The 16,772-nt window shown below is 70.1% G+C and carries 16 protein-coding genes and 1 tRNA gene; 11 read left to right on the top strand and 6 right to left on the bottom strand.

Features of this window, described 5'->3' with window-relative positions; genetic code table 11:
- The first annotated feature begins 512 nt into the window (after window positions 1-512).
- The gene (locus ACRX5S_RS26245) at window positions 513-1,604 is read left to right on the top strand and encodes a hypothetical protein (RefSeq protein ID WP_436775551.1); all 1,092 of its coding nucleotides are present in this window, start codon (window positions 513-515) and stop codon (window positions 1,602-1,604) included.
- Window positions 1,605-1,711: 107 nt separating this feature from the next.
- Here the strand turns inward: ACRX5S_RS26245 and ACRX5S_RS26240 are convergent, their stop codons facing one another.
- A complete protein-coding gene (locus ACRX5S_RS26240; protein ID WP_436775550.1) occupies window positions 1,712-2,443 on the bottom strand; it encodes an arylamine N-acetyltransferase family protein in 732 nt (243 codons plus the stop codon).
- 240 nt (window positions 2,444-2,683) lie between these two features.
- Entirely contained in the window at window positions 2,684-3,631 is a 948-nt protein-coding gene (locus ACRX5S_RS26235; protein ID WP_436775549.1) for a sigma-70 family RNA polymerase sigma factor, read from the bottom strand.
- A 119-nt stretch (window positions 3,632-3,750) separates the two neighbouring features.
- Here ACRX5S_RS26235 and ACRX5S_RS26230 point away from each other — a divergent pair, with 119 nt between their 5' ends.
- Together ACRX5S_RS26230 and ACRX5S_RS26225 are read left to right on the top strand one after the other, a co-directional pair.
- Entirely contained in the window at window positions 3,751-4,440 is a 690-nt protein-coding gene (locus tag ACRX5S_RS26230; RefSeq protein ID WP_436775548.1) for a TetR/AcrR family transcriptional regulator, read from the top strand.
- A gap of 74 nt (window positions 4,441-4,514) precedes the next feature.
- Window positions 4,515-4,877, top strand: a complete 363-nt coding sequence (locus ACRX5S_RS26225; protein ID WP_436775547.1) for a hypothetical protein — start codon at window positions 4,515-4,517, stop codon at window positions 4,875-4,877.
- Window positions 4,878-5,028: 151 nt separating this feature from the next.
- Here ACRX5S_RS26225 and ACRX5S_RS26220 read toward each other — a convergent pair whose 3' ends face one another.
- The gene (locus ACRX5S_RS26220) at window positions 5,029-5,814 is read right to left on the bottom strand and encodes an SDR family NAD(P)-dependent oxidoreductase (RefSeq protein ID WP_436775546.1); all 786 of its coding nucleotides are present in this window, start codon (window positions 5,812-5,814) and stop codon (window positions 5,029-5,031) included.
- Window positions 5,815-6,248: 434 nt separating this feature from the next.
- Between ACRX5S_RS26220 and ACRX5S_RS26215 the strand changes: the two genes are divergently transcribed.
- The 3 genes from ACRX5S_RS26215 to ACRX5S_RS26205 all read left to right on the top strand — a co-directional run bounded on the left by ACRX5S_RS26215 (window position 6,249) and on the right by ACRX5S_RS26205 (window position 8,482).
- Window positions 6,249-6,322, top strand: a tRNA-Lys gene (locus ACRX5S_RS26215).
- A 734-nt stretch (window positions 6,323-7,056) separates the two neighbouring features.
- On the top strand, window positions 7,057-7,566 hold the full coding sequence (locus ACRX5S_RS26210) for a hypothetical protein (protein ID WP_436775545.1): 510 nt from the start codon (window positions 7,057-7,059) through the stop codon (window positions 7,564-7,566).
- A 136-nt stretch (window positions 7,567-7,702) separates the two neighbouring features.
- Window positions 7,703-8,482, top strand: a complete 780-nt coding sequence (locus ACRX5S_RS26205) for a class F sortase (protein ID WP_436775544.1) — start codon at window positions 7,703-7,705, stop codon at window positions 8,480-8,482.
- Between the two features lie 107 nt (window positions 8,483-8,589).
- Here the strand turns inward: ACRX5S_RS26205 and ACRX5S_RS26200 are convergent, their stop codons facing one another.
- Complete coding sequence (locus ACRX5S_RS26200; protein WP_436775543.1) at window positions 8,590-9,045, bottom strand: DUF6325 family protein; 456 nt, start codon at window positions 9,043-9,045, stop codon at window positions 8,590-8,592.
- A 396-nt stretch (window positions 9,046-9,441) separates the two neighbouring features.
- On the opposite strand from ACRX5S_RS26200, the gene ACRX5S_RS26195 reads away from it, so the two are divergent.
- Window positions 9,442-9,972, top strand: a complete 531-nt coding sequence (locus ACRX5S_RS26195; RefSeq protein WP_436775542.1) for a hypothetical protein — start codon at window positions 9,442-9,444, stop codon at window positions 9,970-9,972.
- A gap of 333 nt (window positions 9,973-10,305) precedes the next feature.
- Window positions 10,306-10,830: a cell division protein SepF gene (locus tag ACRX5S_RS26190; RefSeq protein WP_358363105.1), complete on the top strand. Its 525-nt coding sequence runs from the start codon at window positions 10,306-10,308 to the stop codon at window positions 10,828-10,830.
- A 227-nt stretch (window positions 10,831-11,057) separates the two neighbouring features.
- Here ACRX5S_RS26190 and ACRX5S_RS26185 read toward each other — a convergent pair whose 3' ends face one another.
- Both ACRX5S_RS26185 and ACRX5S_RS26180 read right to left on the bottom strand, forming a co-directional pair.
- Window positions 11,058-11,474: a hypothetical protein gene (locus tag ACRX5S_RS26185; RefSeq protein ID WP_436775541.1), complete on the bottom strand. Its 417-nt coding sequence runs from the start codon at window positions 11,472-11,474 to the stop codon at window positions 11,058-11,060.
- Between the two features lie 130 nt (window positions 11,475-11,604).
- Window positions 11,605-13,494, bottom strand: coding sequence for a PucR family transcriptional regulator ligand-binding domain-containing protein (locus ACRX5S_RS26180; RefSeq protein WP_436775540.1), 1,890 nt, complete (start codon window positions 13,492-13,494; stop codon window positions 11,605-11,607).
- 207 nt (window positions 13,495-13,701) lie between these two features.
- On the opposite strand from ACRX5S_RS26180, the gene ACRX5S_RS26175 reads away from it, so the two are divergent.
- From ACRX5S_RS26175 to ACRX5S_RS26165, 3 genes are all read left to right on the top strand, one after another.
- Entirely contained in the window at window positions 13,702-14,589 is an 888-nt protein-coding gene (locus tag ACRX5S_RS26175; protein ID WP_436775539.1) for an FAD binding domain-containing protein, read from the top strand.
- Window positions 14,586-15,065: a (2Fe-2S)-binding protein gene (locus ACRX5S_RS26170; RefSeq protein ID WP_436775538.1), complete on the top strand. Its 480-nt coding sequence runs from the start codon at window positions 14,586-14,588 to the stop codon at window positions 15,063-15,065. The genes ACRX5S_RS26175 and ACRX5S_RS26170 overlap by 4 nt, the downstream gene beginning before the upstream one ends.
- 230 nt (window positions 15,066-15,295) lie before the next feature.
- Window positions 15,296-16,772: NCS2 family permease (locus ACRX5S_RS26165; protein ID WP_436775537.1), on the top strand; the 1,477-nt coding region annotated here is incomplete at its 3' end.

Here is a 16,772-nt window from a genome sequence, read left to right as displayed (position 1 = left end):
GGTACGGCAAGGGGCGTCCGGGGACGGGCCTGTGCGCTGTGCGTCGGCGCACTGTGTGTCCGCGGCGCCATGCGAGGGGAGAGAAACACGCCGTCTTTGGCCCGGAGACCGGGCGCGACGCGGTTCGGCCGGCGCTGTGGGGCTACGACGCGCCGGGGTGATCGCCTGTCGAGACGCTGAGCGGCGCGTACGAGATCACGACGCTGACACGGTGCGCGGTTATGACCGATATAGCCGATATGCAGGCTCGCATGCGCACCTCCTCATCCCGTCAGCCTGGTCGGCCCCTCCGCTTCCGGGGACGCGAAAGGCACCGAACCGCTGCCTCCGTCGAAACGGACTTCCAGGCATCCTCCCACCATTCCCGACACCGGTCCGGGAGCGCGCCGACCGGATTGCGGACGGTTCGCGTCGGCCGCTCAGCGCCGCGAGGGATACGTCCGCCAACGCTCGCGGCGCCGAAGGGGCATGCTTGCGCTGCCGATCGATCCATCTCGGAAGGCGGACCGGATATGCGCAGGAAGCACCTCTTCACCACAGTGCTGTACGCCGTGCTGCTCGGAACCTCCGTGTCCGCGTGCGCTTCGGGTGACAAGGCGTCGAAGGGCGGCGGCGACGCGGCGAGCCCGGCGAATCCGACGCCGCCCGGGGCGACCGGTGCCTCGAATGCGCCAGGTGGCGAAGCCCCCGCCACCGACGGCGGAACCGCGGCCGCGAATGACAGGCCGGGTATGTCGGCCCTTGTCGCCGAAGTTGCGGCAGCGCGCTCCCAGGTGGGCAGGCAACAGACCTACAAGAGCAAAGCCGTGCAGGAGTACGACGGCGAACTCGCCAGCGTCATGCAGCAGCAGGTGCGCGTCTCCGACTCCGCGCAACGCATCGTGACGACCACGTACCCGGCCGCCTTTGCCGCGGTCGGGGCTCCGCACATCACGCAGGAGCAGACGTCCGAGAGTCTGATGATCGGCAACACCGTCTACTCGAAGCTCGATCCGAACGTGCCCGGGTTTTCGCCGGACAAGTCCTGGTCCAAGGCGACCCTCCCGGAGCTGACGACCTCCGCGCCGCAGGGCATGGGGGACCCGAAGGCACCGCGGGACGAAGGACCGCTGGCCTACCTGGACAAGCTGATCAACTCCGGGGACATACGTGTCCAGGGCAAAGAGGTCGTCGACGGTGTCCAGACCACCCACTACGCCGGGACGATCTCGCTGGTACGCCTGCTGGAGGACGCCAAGCTGACCGATCAGATGCGCGAACAGACCCGTCAGATCTACGAGGCGATGGGCATGGACCGCTCGACCCTGGACCTGTGGGTCGGGCCGGACGGCCTGCCGGTGAAGCAGGTGTCGGTCATGCCGATGAAGCTGTCCAAGCCGATCCTCGTGAAGTCCACTGTCACGTACTCGGATTGGGGCCGGCCCGTGGACCTCACGCCGCCCCCGGCAGGTGTGACCGAGGACCTTGGGGTATTTCCTCCGATGCCCGGTGGTTCGACTGGCCCCAAGGGTCCTGGTGGTCCTTACGGTCCTTCCGGTTCCGGAGGCTCGAACGGGTGGCCGCCCAGCGGGGCTTCGGCTGTCCCGCCCAGCCTGAAGGGCTGATGCGGCGAGAGCTGCCGACCACCGGGCGATCTGGCGGGTGGTCGGGGGCGCAAACGGGGGCCGCCCGGCTCACCCGGTGACAGGCGGGGTCTTGTCGGGCACGCGATTCAACACGATGCCGAAGTGATCGCGGTACGCCGCAAGAACGGCCGCGTCGTCGGGCAGTTCCTCCTCGTGCCGCCCCTCCGGCCCGCGAGGGTGATGCGTCCTCCGTCCGGCGTCATGCGCGTACAGACCGGACCGCGGGTGAAGTGCGAGAGCGGCGAGGTCTGGTGCCACCACGCCCCGGCCGTGAAGTCGGCGAGTTCGCGGGGGCGGGTCTCGATGCGGAACTCCGGGCCGCCGCCTCCGTGCACGTCGAGGTCCCCGTCCGGGCCGTCGGCGATGCGGAACACGCCGTCTGGGTCCGCCTGTTCGTCCCGTACGTCGAACCGCAGCGGGCGCCGGGCAAAGCGTCCGAACCCGACGTCCGCCAGCCAGGGTTCGTCCAGTTGGACGCGCAACGTCATGTGGTCGTACGGGATTCCGACCTCCGGCCCGCCCGCCACGAAGACGCGGGCGGCGAGCTGGGCGACGTCGTACCCGAGTGCCTTGAGCAGGGCGCCGAAAGCCCCGTTGAGTTCGTAGCAGAACCCGCCGCGGCGGCGCTCGACGACCTTGGCGACGAGTTCGTCCTCGACCAGGTTGATCGGTCGGCCGAGATGGATGTCGAGGTTCTCGAACGGGACGCTCCGCAGGTGCCGTTCCTGAAGGTCGGCGAGCAGCGCCGCGTCGGGCGGGCCCTCGGGGCGTTCGACGCCGAGCAAGGCCAGGTAGCCGTCCAGGTGTTCGCGTCGCACCGCCACACTCCTGTCGTTGCCCTGCAAATGGTCCTGCTGGTGGTCCCTGCGGATGGTCCCGCCGGTGGCCCCCGCCGATGATCCCTGGCCGTCGTCCGCCCACACGGCGGCGACACAGTCAGCACAATACGCACCGGACGACTCGTGGTGATGCGGCGTCGGGGCGGTTCGAAGGCGATTGCGCGGGACGGGTGGGCTCGGTCGGCGTACCGCGGCCCTCAGCCGGCGTACCGCCTCGCTTCAGCCGAGGTAGTCGCGCAGGACGGACGCCCTCGACTCGCGGCGGAGCTTGGCCATCGCCTTGACCTCGATCTGCCGGATCCGCTCTCGCGTCAGCCCGAAGTGACGGCCTATCTCCTCGAACGTCCGGGGCTCACCGTCGCCGGCCAGACCGAACCGCAGGGTGACGACCTCGGCCTCACGTTCCGTCAGATCGGCGAGAACGCGGTCGAGTTCGGCGCGGAGCCCGGCGTCCGCGACCTGATCCGCAACCGGGGTCGAGACGGTGTCCTCGATGATGTCGCCCAGCTCGCCGTCGCCCTCGCTGCCGATGGGCGTGTGCAGCGAGACGGGGCGCCGGTCGTACCCCTGAACCCGCGTCACCTTCTCGGCGGTCAGGTCCAGTTCGGCGCCGATCTCGGCTGCGGTGGGGGCGCGGCCGAGATCGCGTTCGAGGCGGCGGCTCGTTCGGTCGACCTTGGCGATCAACTCGGCCATGTGCGCGGGCACGCGGATGGTGCGCGAAGTCTCGTCCACCGCACGCTGAACCGCCTGCTTGATCCACCACATCGCGTACGTCGAGAACTTGAACCCGCGTTCGTGATCGAACTTCTCGACCGCGCGGATCAGCCCGCAGTTGCCCTCCTGGATCAGGTCGGGGAGTGGAACTCCCGTGGCGGCGTAGCGCTTTGCGACGGAGACGACGAGACGCAGGTTGGCCTCGATCATGTGCTGCTTGACCGTACGCCCGGCTGCCGCGAGCCATTCCAGGTCGGCGCGGGCGGCGGCGTCGAGGGCGTGGTCGGTGTCTAGGCGCTCCTGCGCGTACAGCCCGGCCTCAATCTGGCGCGCCAACGCGACCTCGCGCTCGGCGTCGAGCAGCGGCGTGCGTCCGATGCGCTTGAGGTAGTCGGCGACGGAGTCGGTGGTCGCGACGGCGATCGACGGTGCGGGGGTACGAACGGTCAACGCGGCTCCTCTGCCCTGATCAGTAGGTCGGACATAAAATTAGGCCGAGATCTACATACTGTCAAGCACAAAAATAGGTCAGATCCAAATACATGCCCGACCTATGAGAGGATGCGGCCATGACCACGACAGAGCCGGTCGGCCTGCGCGCCCAGAAGAAGATGGAGACGCGACAGGCGATCTCCGACCACGCGACGCGCCTGTTCATCGAGCGCGGCTTCGACGCGACGACGATCGCCGACATCGCGAACGCCGCGCGCGTGGCCAAGATGACGGTGACGAACTACTTCCCCCGCAAGGAGGACCTGGCGCTCGACCACGCGGACGCGTTCGTCGCGAGCCTGGCCGAAACCGTCGCGGCGCGGGCGCCCGGGCAGTCGGCGGTGGCCGCGCTGCACGGCGCGTTCCGCGAGTCCCTGGCGACGTGCAACCCCGTGCTGGGCTTCAGTGGTCAGGCGTTCGCGCGCATGGTCGCGGACAGCCCGGTGCTCGTGGCACGGCTGCGCGAGTTGCACGAGAAGAGGGAGCAGGCGCTGGCGCAGGTACTGGCCGACGAGGCCCGGGCGGGTCTCGCGGACCGCGACGGCGGGAACGCCGAGGCGGCGTCCGACGACCTCACCCCACACCTGGCCGCGGCGCAAATCGGCGGCGTGCACCGCGCCCTGTTCCAGGAACTCCAACGCCGCAGCGTCGCAGGCGAGTCGGCGGAGGCCATCGCCAAGGCAGTGGCCCCGGCCGCCGAAGCAGCCTTCACCCAACTAACCCACGCCCTGGGCGACTACGCCGTACGCCCAACGCAAGAAGACTGACCGGCACCTGGTCGCTTTTTGGCTCGCCCGCCGCACGGCGCCCCGGCAAGGTTGGCACATGACGCGGATGGCACATGACACGCGATGACCTGGCCGCGCTGCTCGCCGAACACGCCGCGCAGACGCCGGCCTGCGGGCCCGCGCGCGATGCTCTGGTGTCCGGGGGCGGCTTCGAGGTCTACGACGGCCTCGTTCCTGCCGACCGGCACTGCCACACCTACCGAAGGCGGCTCCGGCACACCCGGAAGCGCGGGCTTGCGACACTCGGCCTCGCCGAGACCGTCTCGATCCTCGAACGTGCGGGCGACGAGGCCGTGCGCCTCGGCCTCATCCAGACGGCAGACCGCGCTTGGTCGTACGTGCTCTTCATTGACGCGACGGCCACGACAGTGCTGGCTTGCGCCCGAGGCGCGCGGCAAGCTTCCGCTCAGGTGTAGTCAGCTCTCAAGGGCGCGTGGCTCTGCGACGTCGAACGGTTGTGGCACACGGTCAGGCCGTCTCGCCGGTTCGAACCATCGGGGCGCGGCGGGCACCTCGCGGCCTCGGCGAAAGCGTCGGACGCCGTGGCCGCTCAGACGCCGTAGCCGCTCAGACGCCGTAGCCGCCGTCTACGTCGAGCTTCTGCCCGCTGATGAATCCCGCCCGGTCAGATGCCAGGAAGCACACGGCCTCGGCGATGTCGGCCGCGATGCCGAAGCGGCGCAGCGGGATGTTGTTGCGGGCCACGTCGAGCGCGCGTTCGTCGAGGTCACCGTTGCCGATGAGCTCGGCCGCCATGCCGTCGGTGAGCATGCCGGGGCCGACGCAGTTCACGCGTACGCCGAACCGGCCCTCCTCCGCCGCCAGCGCCCAGGCGACCTGCTCGACGGCGCCCTTGGGCGCGGACGAGAGGCCGTCCCGGATCGGGTACCGCTTGGTGGCCGCGGTGGTGACCGCGACGATGCTGCCGTTCCCGGCGCGCAGGTGCGGGAGCGCGGGGTGCACCAGGTTGAAGAACGCCACCGCGTCGTTGTCGATCTGGTTGCGGAACTGCTCCGGCGAGACGCGGCTGAGGTGGATCATCGGCACGTGCGGGCCGGACGCATACACGACCGTGTGAATGCCGCCGAACTCCGCGGCCGCCTCGTCCAGCACCGCGGCCACCCCGGGCGCGTCCGTGAGGTCCGCGCGGTACGCCTTGGCCCGCCGCCCGTGCTTGGCCCGCGCCTCGTCCGCGATCTCCTCGGCCGCCCCCGCGTTGCTGCGGTAGGTCAGGACCAGGTCACTGCCCCGCTCGGCGAGCATGCGTGCGATCGACGCGCCGAGTCCGCCGCTGGCACCGACCACGACCGCCGCCCCGGCCTTCGCCGCGAAATCCTCCGCCAAGCCGGTCATCGGCGCACTCCTCACCTGTGATTCACCTGGATCTGATTACCCGTCAGATCTACGCGGGCGAGCGCCCGATGTCAATCGTCCCCAAGGCAGCGCGAGCAACGGCACACACTGACACCCACAACCCGTCCAAAAACGTGTCCTCCCGAGCCGACGCCATCCGCCGACCGGAGCCCCCAACCCGCGCCCAGTACGCGACAACTCGCGGGCCCCAGCAGTAGGCGTCCCCCACCGGCCTTCACGGCCGCTGCCACGCACTCATCAGAGCTCAGGCATCAGGCTCCGCCGGCAACCGTCCCCGGGACATGCCCCCGCTCCGCACACGCCCCCGACCCCGGCCGCCGTACGCTCTCACCCGCGTGCACCAGCCCTCGGTGACGCGCATTTATCCGGTGTCGAGCACACTCCGACATCGGGTACTATTTTTCACGCAGCAAGCGCCGCTAGCTCAGTTGGTTAGAGCAGCTGACTCTTAATCAGCGGGTCCGGGGTTCGAGTCCCTGGCGGCGCACCCGAAGTCGAAGGCGACCCACGTCCGCAAAAGCGCGGACCGGGTCGCCTTCGGTCGTTTCTGCGCGACTTCGTCGCGCCCAGCGGGGCCTCGCCACCCGCACTCCCACCTCCGCCCCACCGGGGCCGATCGGGAAGCGGCGACGGTCACCCACCCGCCCGGACTCCTCGGTGTGGACGTTCTCTCTCGTCCGCACTCCGCCCGCGCTCGACAGCCCCCAGCAAGGTCACATCCCTCCTCGCCACTGGCGGCCCAAGCCAAGTGGCGTCGCGTCCATCGACCAGCCCAAGGCGCCCCCGCACCAACGCCGGTCGAGCAGATGACCCTCCCGGACTCCTTCGCGTCCGGATCAGTCAGCGGTCTGACTGGTCTCGCATCGATCTCCCCTGCTCCGTCTGTGTGAACGCTGTCGGGCGGTTTGGCGGACGTCTTCGTGCGGTGGGCTCGGCAGCCTGGGATGGGAGTTCGCTGGGTGCCGGGTCGTTCGGCGGGGCCTCGCGCTGTGCCCCGACTCCCCTTCAGTACCTGGGCTCTCCCCTGGTCCCTCGGAGCCGGTGCCGGGCGTGTCGGCGTTGCGCATACCACATGCGGGTGTGATTTGTGTGCCTAGTGGCATTTGCGGTGTTTCGAAATGCATTGCCACAAAAGTCTGCTGATGATGAGTGAGGTCCCACGGGGTCCAGTGCGGTCACCGACGATCGCAACCGCCGTGGCAGCCGAAAGGAAACCCAGTCATGCGTCGTGCACGCACTTACGTCCTTGGCGCTTCCTCCGCGATAGCCCTGCTCGCCATCGCCCCCACTGCCGCCCACGCCCAGGGTGCCGAGGTGTTCCCCGGCTCCGGTACGCCGGGCACCTCGATCACCGTCAACGACGGGAACCTCTGCGCCGGGACGGCGGCCAGTGCCACGTCCGAGGCCTTTGGGACGATCACCCTGTCCAAGGGCACCGAGACCATGGTCGGAACCGGCACCGTCGCGAACGTGGCCGCCGGCTCGTATGCCGTGAAGCTCACCTGCGGCAACGGCAAGACCGCGTCCGGCACCTTCATGGTGACCGGCGGCACCGCGACCACCACCCCGTCGACGGTCAAGCCGAACGGCGGCGTCAAGGCCGGTGGCGGCGGTACGCAGAGCGGCATCAGCGCCGCGGGCCTGGCCGGCGGCGGTGCGCTGCTGATCGCCGGTGGCGCGCTCGGCGTGTACGCGATGCGCCGCCGCAGCACGGGTCGTCACACCGCCTGACGGGCGGTCGTGGCTCGGGCCCTCTTCGGGTCCGACACCCCGGCAGTAGTGGCCGGAACTGATCCGGCTGTCCCGCCCCGTACGACGCCTTGGTCGCTGTCGTACGGGGCGGGACGCTGCCGTCGCCGTCCCGCACGTGCCGATCCTGGAGGAGTGGGAGGACCTGGTGTCCAACGCCGCGGCGGAGACTGGACGTTCACCCAAATGGCCGTTCCGTCTCCTGGCGCTCGCCGCTGTACTGGCGGTGTTTGCGGGGGGCGTGCTCGTATATCGGGCGGTGTCCGATGGGGATGGCGGTCCGCCTGCTCCACCTGCCTCGGCGGCACGCTCGCACGCTGGGTCGGTGGGGGTCGACGGCACAACTCCGGGCGTACAACCGGCTGTTCGACCTCAGGCGGGGCAGGGTTCGCCGGTGGCGGGGCAGCCGGGGGTGGTCGTACCGCTGGGGTCGTCACCGCCTACGCGTGTGGTGATCCCCAAGATCGGGGTGGATGCTCCGTTCGTGGCCCTCGGCCTCGAACCGTCCGGGGAACTGGCGGTCCCCGACCCGAACAACCGCAACCTGGCGGGCTGGTACAAGGACGCCGCCACCCCGGGGTCGGTGGGGACGGCGGTCGTCGTCGCGCATGTGGACACGAAGTCCGGGCCTGCCGCGTTCTACGGCCTTGGCGCGCTGCGTCCCGGCGACACTGCGGACGTTGTGCGGACTGACGGGATGGTCGCGACGTTCCGCATCGAGTCGGTTGAGGTGTTCGAGAAGAAGAGCTTCCCGAGCGACCGCGTGTATGCCGATACGGGTGAGGCGCAATTGCGGCTCATCACGTGTGGGGGCACGTTCAAGAAGGGGGCGCAGGGAGGGTACGAGGCGAACGTGGTGGTGTTCGCGAAGTTGGCCTCGACGCGCAAGGCGGGATGAGGTCCTGAGGGGGCGCGGGACGCAGGGGCGAGGAACACGCGGGCGAGGGGGATGAACGCGAACGAGAGAAGACGAGGGGCTTGCGGGCGCCGACTGCGCTGCGCGTGTCAGTCGTCGGATGTGTCGCCGTACGCGGCCGCCGTCTCGATCTGGTCCTCCATCGCGTCCAGCGTCGCCTGCGGCAGTCGGGTGTACGACAGGAGCCGCCCGCCCGCCTCCCGGATCCGTACCGCGACCTCGCGCGCCCAGACGTTCTCGACGAAGACGACGACGACCAGCGAGTCGGGCGGCATGATCAGCCCGATCTGCTCGGCGTCGCTCTCCCCCGCGAGGCCGAGCATGCGGCGGGCCGCGACTTCGGCGGCCATGTCGCGGAGGTCGTCGTACTCGCTGATCTCGTGGTGCGTGATCTCGCCGTGCACGTCCTTGACGACGATGAGCATGTCGATGACCCGGACGTCGCCCCGGGCCTCGACCTCGTCGACGGCGTCGAGTACGGAGCGGGTCAGCCGCTGGCCCGGGAATCCCAACACGATCGCGTCGACCGGACCGAGCTCGCCCATCTGCATGCCTCCTCCAACGCCGACACCGGCACGTGCGGTTTTGCGGGCCCGCCGCGCGGGCGTGCCTTCCACGCTAAGCGGGTACGCGCGAGGCCGCATGTGGATCCCGGATTCGGCGCACCAGTCTTCGGTCGGCATCCACGCGTTCGCAGTAGTGGTGTGTCGCCGGGCGTCCGACCACGGTGGAACCGTGTGGGACCCGGGGTGGAACCCGGGTGGAACCGGGCGGGGAGACGATCGCCGGGCCCTGCCTCCCTATCTGATCGGCGGGAGTACCGCCGAGGAAGAGGTCCCCGTGCTTCGTGCCAAGATTGCCAAGACCCTGGACGCGCTCGGTGCCGCCATCGCGCTGACGACTCTGGTCGTGGCCCGCCGCCCGCTATCTGCCGTATCCACGTGAAGGGCCACCCGGTGGGCGTCGAGTACAACTGGCAGCGCGTTCCCGGCGACTGGCCGGAGTCCAAGTCGCCCCAGGAACTGTGGGACCTGTTCCGGGCGCGGGACTTGGACGAAAGCCGGCCGTCGCACAGCGTCCAGGCCGAGTGCTCACTGATGCATCTCGTGCTGACCACGGCGGCGCCGGACGACCCGGCGTCGAGCCTTCCGCTGTTCGGCGGCACCTTGCTCCGGGAGGGTGCCGAGGACCCGATGTTCGGCTTCGTGGGGGTCGAACTGTTCTCCCTCGACCCGGCCCAAGTGCAGCAAGCCGCCGAGTTCCTGACGCAGGCGCCACTGGGCCAGTGGGCTCTCGACCGTCGCGAGCAGATACGTCGTCATGTCGTGGAACGGAACATGGCGCCGTTCTTCGGGGACGACTGGGACCTGGGGTTGGTCGGGACGGTCGCAGAAGAGCTGGTCGGCCTCCGCGCGTACTTCGAGGCTGCGGCGGAGGCAGGACACGCGGTGATCTCGTACCTGGACGCTTGAGGGCCCGGCGGCCGACCCGGCGTCGAGCCTTCCGCTGTTGGGCTGATGCGGTTCGTCTGCATATGGGCGCGACGACAGGCTGACGGCGGCCCGATCGGCCTGAGCGGGGCCGCCGGAGTGAGGGAAATCCCGCTGGATCCGGCCGGGGCGTTGCGGGACGATGAAGGGCTCTCGCGGCCCCGGAACGTCCCAGGAGTGTCCCAGGTCGACAAATGTCCACCAAGCGCGCGCGTCGCACGGCCCAACGGGGCGGGTGCTGGCATACAGTGCGGTCGAGTGGAGGACAAAGAGATAGCCCGGACGGGGCCGGGACGAGCGGAGAGGGAGGTGCCCATGGGCGCATTGCGCAAGGCCGGCTCCTGGCTCGGGCTCGGTTCGGGGGACGAGGACGACGATATGTACCGCACCGGCAGGGGCGCGTACGACACAGGCTCCTACGACGAGGACGACGACGTGGACGCCGGCTGGGTCTACGACGACGAGCCGGAGGATCGCTCGCGCCCCCTGGAGGGCAGCGTGGTTCCCGCCTCGGAGATCTTCGCCGCCCGCGCGGCGGCGGCAGCCGAACTCACCAAGCCGACCTCGCGGATCTCGGTCGTACACCCGAAGAGCTACCACGAAGCCCGCGCAATAGGCGAGTACTTCCGCCAGGACATCCCGGTCATCATCGACCTGACGGCGATGGACGAGTCGGATGCCAAGCGCGTGGTCGACTTCGCCTCCGGCCTCACGTTCGGCCGTCGGGGCACGATAGAGCGTCTCGCCAAGCGGGTGTTCCTCCTGCTGCCCGGCGACGTCGCACTGCTGACCGGTGACCCGGGCAGCAACAACCACGACGGGTTCTTCAACCAGGCGTAGCCCGGCGAACCCGACAAACAGGCAACAGACAACAGACAGCGAAGGTGTGGGGACGGGCCATCGGGCCGCCCCCACACCTTCGCTGTGTCGTGCAGCGGAATGGACCGATGGACGAGTCGCGCCGAGTCGGGGTCCACGAGTCCGCAGGCCGCGGGAACGCGACACGCACGGCACGGTGTCCCGGCGGGAGGCGACCGCCGCCGCCCCCTCGCCGCGACCACCGCGTCCTACACCGGCCAGCCCGGGCCGCTCGACACCACGGTGCACGGCACGACGACCCCGGTGTGGGGCAGTTCCAGCGTCATGCCGGTCGGTGCCGAGTTGAGGATTGGCGCCGGGCCGGTGAACACGTTCGGTTCGAGCAGGGTGTTGTAGAGCGTGTACGTCTGCGGCGGCATACCGACCGTCAGGTCAAGGGCGCCCAACTGGGGCTGCCCGCCGATTACAGGGTCGAAGGTCACGTACAAAATGGACCCCACGCGGTCGAACTCCGGCGTCACACTTGTGGTTCCGCCGCCCGGGACCGAGCAGGCGTACGTCCCCGTGGCCGCTGCCGCCGCCGACGGTGCGGCCGCGAACATCCCCCCGGTGAGCGCCGCCGCGGCCGTGGCCGAGACGAGCGCCCGCGTCGTTCTGACTGGCATGCGTATCCCCTCTCGCGAAGCGAATTGAGCGCACCGATACGTGCATGCCGGGGTGTTCCGCAGTGAATCCACCCGATCCAGGCAGGTCAACAGGCGTTGACGGTTGGTTTTGGTGACACGTGCGCGAATCTCAGCGAAGCTTCAGGGCCAGGAAGAAGTCGACCTTGTCCTCCAGCCGCGACAGGTCCCGCTGGGTCAACTCCTCGATGCGGCCGATGCGGTAGCGCAGGGTGTTGACGTGTACGTGGAGGCGCGCGGCGCACCGCGTCCAGGATCCGTCGCAGTCGAGGAACGCCTCCAGCGTGGTGACCAGGTCCGCCTGGTGCCGGGCGTCGTATGCGATGAGCGGGCTCAGCAGCCGGTCCCGGAACCCTCGCCGGACGCTCTCCGGCGCCGCCGCCAACACCAGTACGTGCGAGGCCAATTCGCTGTGCCCGACGACCTCGAACGATCCCGGGCGACCCTCCGCTATGCGCGCGGCGTGCCAGGCCTCCTCCAGTGCCCCGCGCAACGCGTCGGCGCGGGCCACCGGGGCGCTCACGCCGAGGCTGAGGCGGATGCCCTCGCCCGCCGCACCCTCCAATCCGGCCAGTCGGGCCCGGAGTTCGGCGGCGACGTCGTCCGGGGAACCGGAACCGCCCTGCCCCGCCGCCGGCCCCGGCCCCCGCCCCGGAACCAGCGCCACCGCCCCATACCCGATCGCCGCCACCAAGGACTCGGTCGGCAGATCCGCCAAAGCCTCCTCAAGAAGCGTGCGCGCCATCCGCCCGGCGGTGTTCGCCCCGGAGGTGCCGGAAGGCGTCCCGGGTGAACCGGAAGTCGGCGCATCCGAACCCCCGGCACGCAACGCCCCACGCCCCGAAGCCGCAGAAGCCGACGGCCCGGACGGCGACTCCCCGGGAGCCCCCGAACTCCCGGTACGAGCCGCCCCCGCGGACGACGAATCCCCCGGCACCGCAACCCCCGCCGCCACCACCTGCCAGGTCACCGGCTCCGCCGACTCCGGTTCCGCCACCCTCAGCCGGGCGGCGATCTCCCCCGGATCGGCCCCCGCGTTCAGCAGTCCGAGGACGTCTTCGGCGAGGCGCCGGCCCAGGCGGCGGTTGTCCTCGACCCGATCGGCCTCGACCGCGACCAACCGGGCCAGTTCGTCCAGCAGGCCCCGGCGCTGCTCGGGCCATTCGGCAACGTCCTCCTCGACCACGAGCGACCATTCGCTCCAGACGCCCCGCCCACCAGGTTCACCGCGCCCCCGCTCGACGCGACCCCACTCCGCCTCACCCCGCTCGATCGGCAGCAACGAGAACACCCGCCCCGCCGTACGCTCCCGATAAGGCGGCCGCGCCCGACGCGCCCGCGCCGCCAGATGGGCCCGCGCCAACGCCGTCCGCAGATCGACCGACAGCGGATCGGCCCCCGCCGCGACCTGCCGTCCCGTCAGCGACAGCACCCAGCACCGGATGTCGATGTCGGCCGCGACCAGGCCGAGGATCCCGTCCAGCCCCGCCCCGCCCGTGGCCGCCTGGACCAGGCGGCGGTGCCGGTCGACGACCGCGGTCAGGTCACTCGCCCGCTCGGTGGAGACCCGGCGCACCACGAACTCGGTGAGCCGGGCGAACGACATCTCCTCGTCCACCATGAACAGCGGCAGCCGGTGCCGCTCGCACGCTTCGACCAGGTCCGCCGGGACCGGCCCGACCTCGGTGATCCCGGCCGCGAGTCCCGCCGCGCCAGCGCTCACCAGCACTCGTACGAATTGCTCGGAGTCCGCGGGCTCGGACCGCCACAACATGCCCGTCAGCACCAGTTCGCCCCCGGAGAGGTACCGGCTCGGGTCGTTGAGGTCGGTCGTCATCACGCCGCGTACGCCGCGGTCGAGCTCGTCCTCGCCCGTGAGGAGCCGGATCCCCGGAACCCCCGCGTCGAGCAGTGCCCGCAGCCGCACGTCCTCGCCTCCCACCGCTTCTTTCCCGACCATGATCTCCCACGTCCACGCGTCCGGGTCTGCGTGTCCTGTCATACCGGGGGCGCCCGCCGGTCAACGATTAGATGAACCTACGAGAACAAGCGGGGGTCCGAGGCCGACGCTTCATGGTTTCCGTGGCTACTGCGATGGCGTCGGGGCTGTGTGTACTGGGTCACACCGCAAGCCAGGAGCAGCGCACGGCACGGCGCCCCCTCCCGCGAACGAGCAGCACCCCAGGCACAACAGGAGGAGACCCCCGTTATGGAGTTCCTGCGCCCCGCGACGTGGGACGAGGCGCTCGCCGCGAAAGCCGAGTACCCGTCCGCGGTACCCATCGCCGGCGGCACGGACGTCATGGTCGAGCTGAACTTCGACCGGCAACGTCCGGACGCGCTGATCGACCTCAACCGGATCCCCGAGCTGCACACGTGGGAGGTCGGTGCCGACGAGGTGGTCCGCCTGGGTGCCTCCGTGCCGTACACCCGGATCATCGACCACCTCACCGACCGCATGCCGGGCCTGTCGCTGGCCGCGCACACGGTCGGCTCGCCGCAGATCCGCAACCGCGGCAGCGTCGGCGGCAACCTGGGGGCCGCGTCGCCCGCCGGCGACTCGCATCCGGCGCTGCTCGCGTCCGACTGCCGGGTCGAGGTGGCGTCCGCCGCGCGCGGCTCCCGCATGATCCCGATCGACGACTTCTACCTCGGGGTCAAGCGCAACGCGCTGGAGCCGGACGAACTGATCCTCGCCGTGCACATCCCGTCCGCGACCGCCCCGCAGCAGTTCTCCAAGATCGGCACGCGCAACGCGATGGTGATCGCGGTCTGCTCGTTCGGCATCGCGCTGCACCCGGAGAGCGCGGCGGTACGCACGGGCATCGGCTCGGCCGCCCCGACCCCGCGCCGGGCCACCGCCGCCGAGGAGTTCATCGCCGCGGAGCTGGCCGACTCGGGCCTGTGGGCGTCCCGCGCCGAGCTGGCCGCGGCGACCGCCAAGCGGTTCGGCGAGCTGGTGGCCGAGGCCGCGTCGCCGATCGACGACGTGCGCGGCTCGGCCGCGTACCGCCGCCACGCGCTGTCGGTGATGGCCCGCCGCACGCTCGCCTGGACCTGGAACGACTACCGCGCAGCCGGGAGGGCAGCCGCATGAAGGTCACTTTCACCGTGAACGGCCGCCGGACCGAGGCCGACGACGTCTGGGAGGGCGAGAGCCTGCTGTATGTGCTGCGTGAGCGCGTCGGTCTGCCCGGCTCCAAAAACGCCTGTGAGCAGGGCGAATGCGGAAGCTGTACGGTCTACCTCGACGGCGACCCGGTATGCGCCTGCCTCGTGGCGGCCGGCCAGGTGCAGGGCCGCGAGGTCCGCACGGTCGAGGGCCTGGCCGACGGCGACACGCTCGACCCGGTGCAGCAGGCGTTCGTCGACGCGGGCGCCGTGCAGTGCGGCTTCTGCACGCCGGGCCTGCTCGTACAAACACACGACCTGTTGGAACGGCAGGCGCAGCCGAGCGACGCGGAGATCCGCGAGGCGCTGTCCGGCAACCTGTGCCGCTGCACCGGCTACGAGAAGATCATGGACGCGGTACGCCTCGCCGCCGCACGCAAGGCGGCCCCGCGCCCTTCGTGACACCCACACCCCTCGACCGAGTTCCGGTACGCCCGGAACGCCGCACCGGGACCTGAGGCCGACCGCTTCCGCCCGTCACGCAGTACCACGTGCACGACTACACGTGGCCGAAACGCGCCCCCGAACGCACACCCCCGCCTCGCGCGCGCATGCCCCGGCTTTGGCATGCTCGCGCGGGGCCGGGATTCCAGCACCACCCCAACAACACCTCAGACACTTGGGAGTGGTCCATGACGCAGATATCTGTGCACTCGGACTCAGAGCAGGGCCCCAGAGAACCCGGTTCCGGCGGAGCCGGGTCGGCGCCGACCGGCGACGGCACGTTCCTGGACACCTATTTCAAGATCAGTGCGCGTGGCAGCAGCATCGGCCGGGAGTTCCGCGGCGGTGTGACCACGTTCATGGCCATGGCGTACATCCTGCTGCTCAACCCGATCATGTTGAGCGGCGCCGACGTCCTGGACAACAAGCTCGACCCGGGCCAGGTCACCGCGGTGACCGCGCTGGCCGCGCTGATCACCACGGTGCTCATGGGCGTCGTCGGCAACGCGCCGCTGGCGCTCGCCGCGGGGCTGAGCGTGTCGGGCGTCCTGGGCACCGCGGTCATCGCGGAGATGACCTGGCCGCAGGCGATGGGCCTGTGCGTCATCTACGGCGCGATCATCATGATCATGGTCTTCTCGGGCCTCCGGGAAACGATCATGAACGCCATCCCGATGTCGGTGAAACACGCCATCACCATCGGCATCGGCCTGTTCGTCGCCATGATCGGCATGGTGAACGCGGGCTTCGTGCAGGAGAACGCGGCACCGGGCGGCGGGCCGGTCGTGCTCGGCCCGGCCGGCGAGCTCAAGGGCTGGCCGGTGGTGGTCTTCGCGGTCACGCTGCTGGCCATCTTCATGCTGATGGCCCGGCGGATCCGCGGGGCGATCCTGATCGGGCTGGTCATCGGCACGGTCGTGGCGATGATCGTGAACGCGGTGGTGGACGTCCCGGCGAAGGCGTGGGGGCTCGGCGTACCGGAGTTCCCGGACAGTGTCGTCGAGACGCCCGACTTCTCGCTGATCGGCGACGTCAGCGTGTTCGGCGGGTTCGGCGAGGCCGGGGCGATCACCGCGTCCGTGCTGGTGTTCACGCTGGTCTTCGCGGGCTTCTTCGACGCGATGGCGACGATCATCGGCATCGGCTCGGAAGCGAAGCTGGTGGACGAGAAGGGCCGCATGCCGGGCCTCAACAAGGCCCTGGCTGTGGACGGCGCGGGCGGCGTCATCGGCGGTGTGACCGGTTCGTCCGGGCAGACGGTGTTCGTCGAGTCCGCAACGGGTGTTGGCGACGGCGCGCGCACCGGTCTGTCGAGCGTGGTCGTCGGCGGCCTGTTCGGCCTGATGCTGTTCTTCACGCCGATCGCGGGCATGGTGCCGAGCCAGGTCGCGGCCGCGGCGCTGGTGGTCATCGGGTCGATGATGATCACGCAGGTGCGGCACATCGACTGGGAGGACCTGTCGTCCTCGGTCCCGGCCTTCCTGACGATCGTGATCATGCCGTTCACGTACTCGATCACGGCGGGCGTTGCGGCAGGTGTCATCAGCTACACGCTGATCAAGACCGCGCAGGGCAAATGGAAGGACCCGGGGGTCCTCATGTGGATCCTCAGCGTCGCCTTCGTGGCCTGGTTCGCGCTGCACCCGATCAAGGAAGGGCTGGGGG

The organism is Yinghuangia sp. YIM S09857 (assembly GCF_051388915.1).
Classification (GTDB): Bacteria; Actinomycetota; Actinomycetes; order Streptomycetales; family Streptomycetaceae; genus Yinghuangia.
This window is presented reverse-complemented; position numbering and strand designations above follow the sequence as displayed.

What these genes read in the sequence shown, in the direction of transcription:
- ACRX5S_RS26245 (WP_436775551.1), top strand. Translation starts at nt 513, where the DNA reads ATGCGCAGGAAGCACCTCTTCACCACAGTGCTGTACGCCGTGCTGCTC.
- ACRX5S_RS26230 (WP_436775548.1), top strand. Translation starts at nt 3,751, where the DNA reads ATGACCACGACAGAGCCGGTCGGCCTGCGCGCCCAGAAGAAGATGGAG.
- ACRX5S_RS26225 (WP_436775547.1), top strand. Translation starts at nt 4,515, where the DNA reads ATGACACGCGATGACCTGGCCGCGCTGCTCGCCGAACACGCCGCGCAG.
- ACRX5S_RS26220 (WP_436775546.1), bottom strand. Translation starts at nt 5,814, where the DNA reads ATGACCGGCTTGGCGGAGGATTTCGCGGCGAAGGCCGGGGCGGCGGTC.
- ACRX5S_RS26210 (WP_436775545.1), top strand. Translation starts at nt 7,057, where the DNA reads ATGCGTCGTGCACGCACTTACGTCCTTGGCGCTTCCTCCGCGATAGCC.
- ACRX5S_RS26200 (WP_436775543.1), bottom strand. Translation starts at nt 9,045, where the DNA reads ATGGGCGAGCTCGGTCCGGTCGACGCGATCGTGTTGGGATTCCCGGGC.
- ACRX5S_RS26190 (WP_358363105.1), top strand. Translation starts at nt 10,306, where the DNA reads ATGGGCGCATTGCGCAAGGCCGGCTCCTGGCTCGGGCTCGGTTCGGGG.
- ACRX5S_RS26185 (WP_436775541.1), bottom strand. Translation starts at nt 11,474, where the DNA reads ATGCCAGTCAGAACGACGCGGGCGCTCGTCTCGGCCACGGCCGCGGCG.
- ACRX5S_RS26180 (WP_436775540.1), bottom strand. Translation starts at nt 13,494, where the DNA reads ATGACAGGACACGCAGACCCGGACGCGTGGACGTGGGAGATCATGGTC.
- ACRX5S_RS26175 (WP_436775539.1), top strand. Translation starts at nt 13,702, where the DNA reads ATGGAGTTCCTGCGCCCCGCGACGTGGGACGAGGCGCTCGCCGCGAAA.
- ACRX5S_RS26170 (WP_436775538.1), top strand. Translation starts at nt 14,586, where the DNA reads ATGAAGGTCACTTTCACCGTGAACGGCCGCCGGACCGAGGCCGACGAC.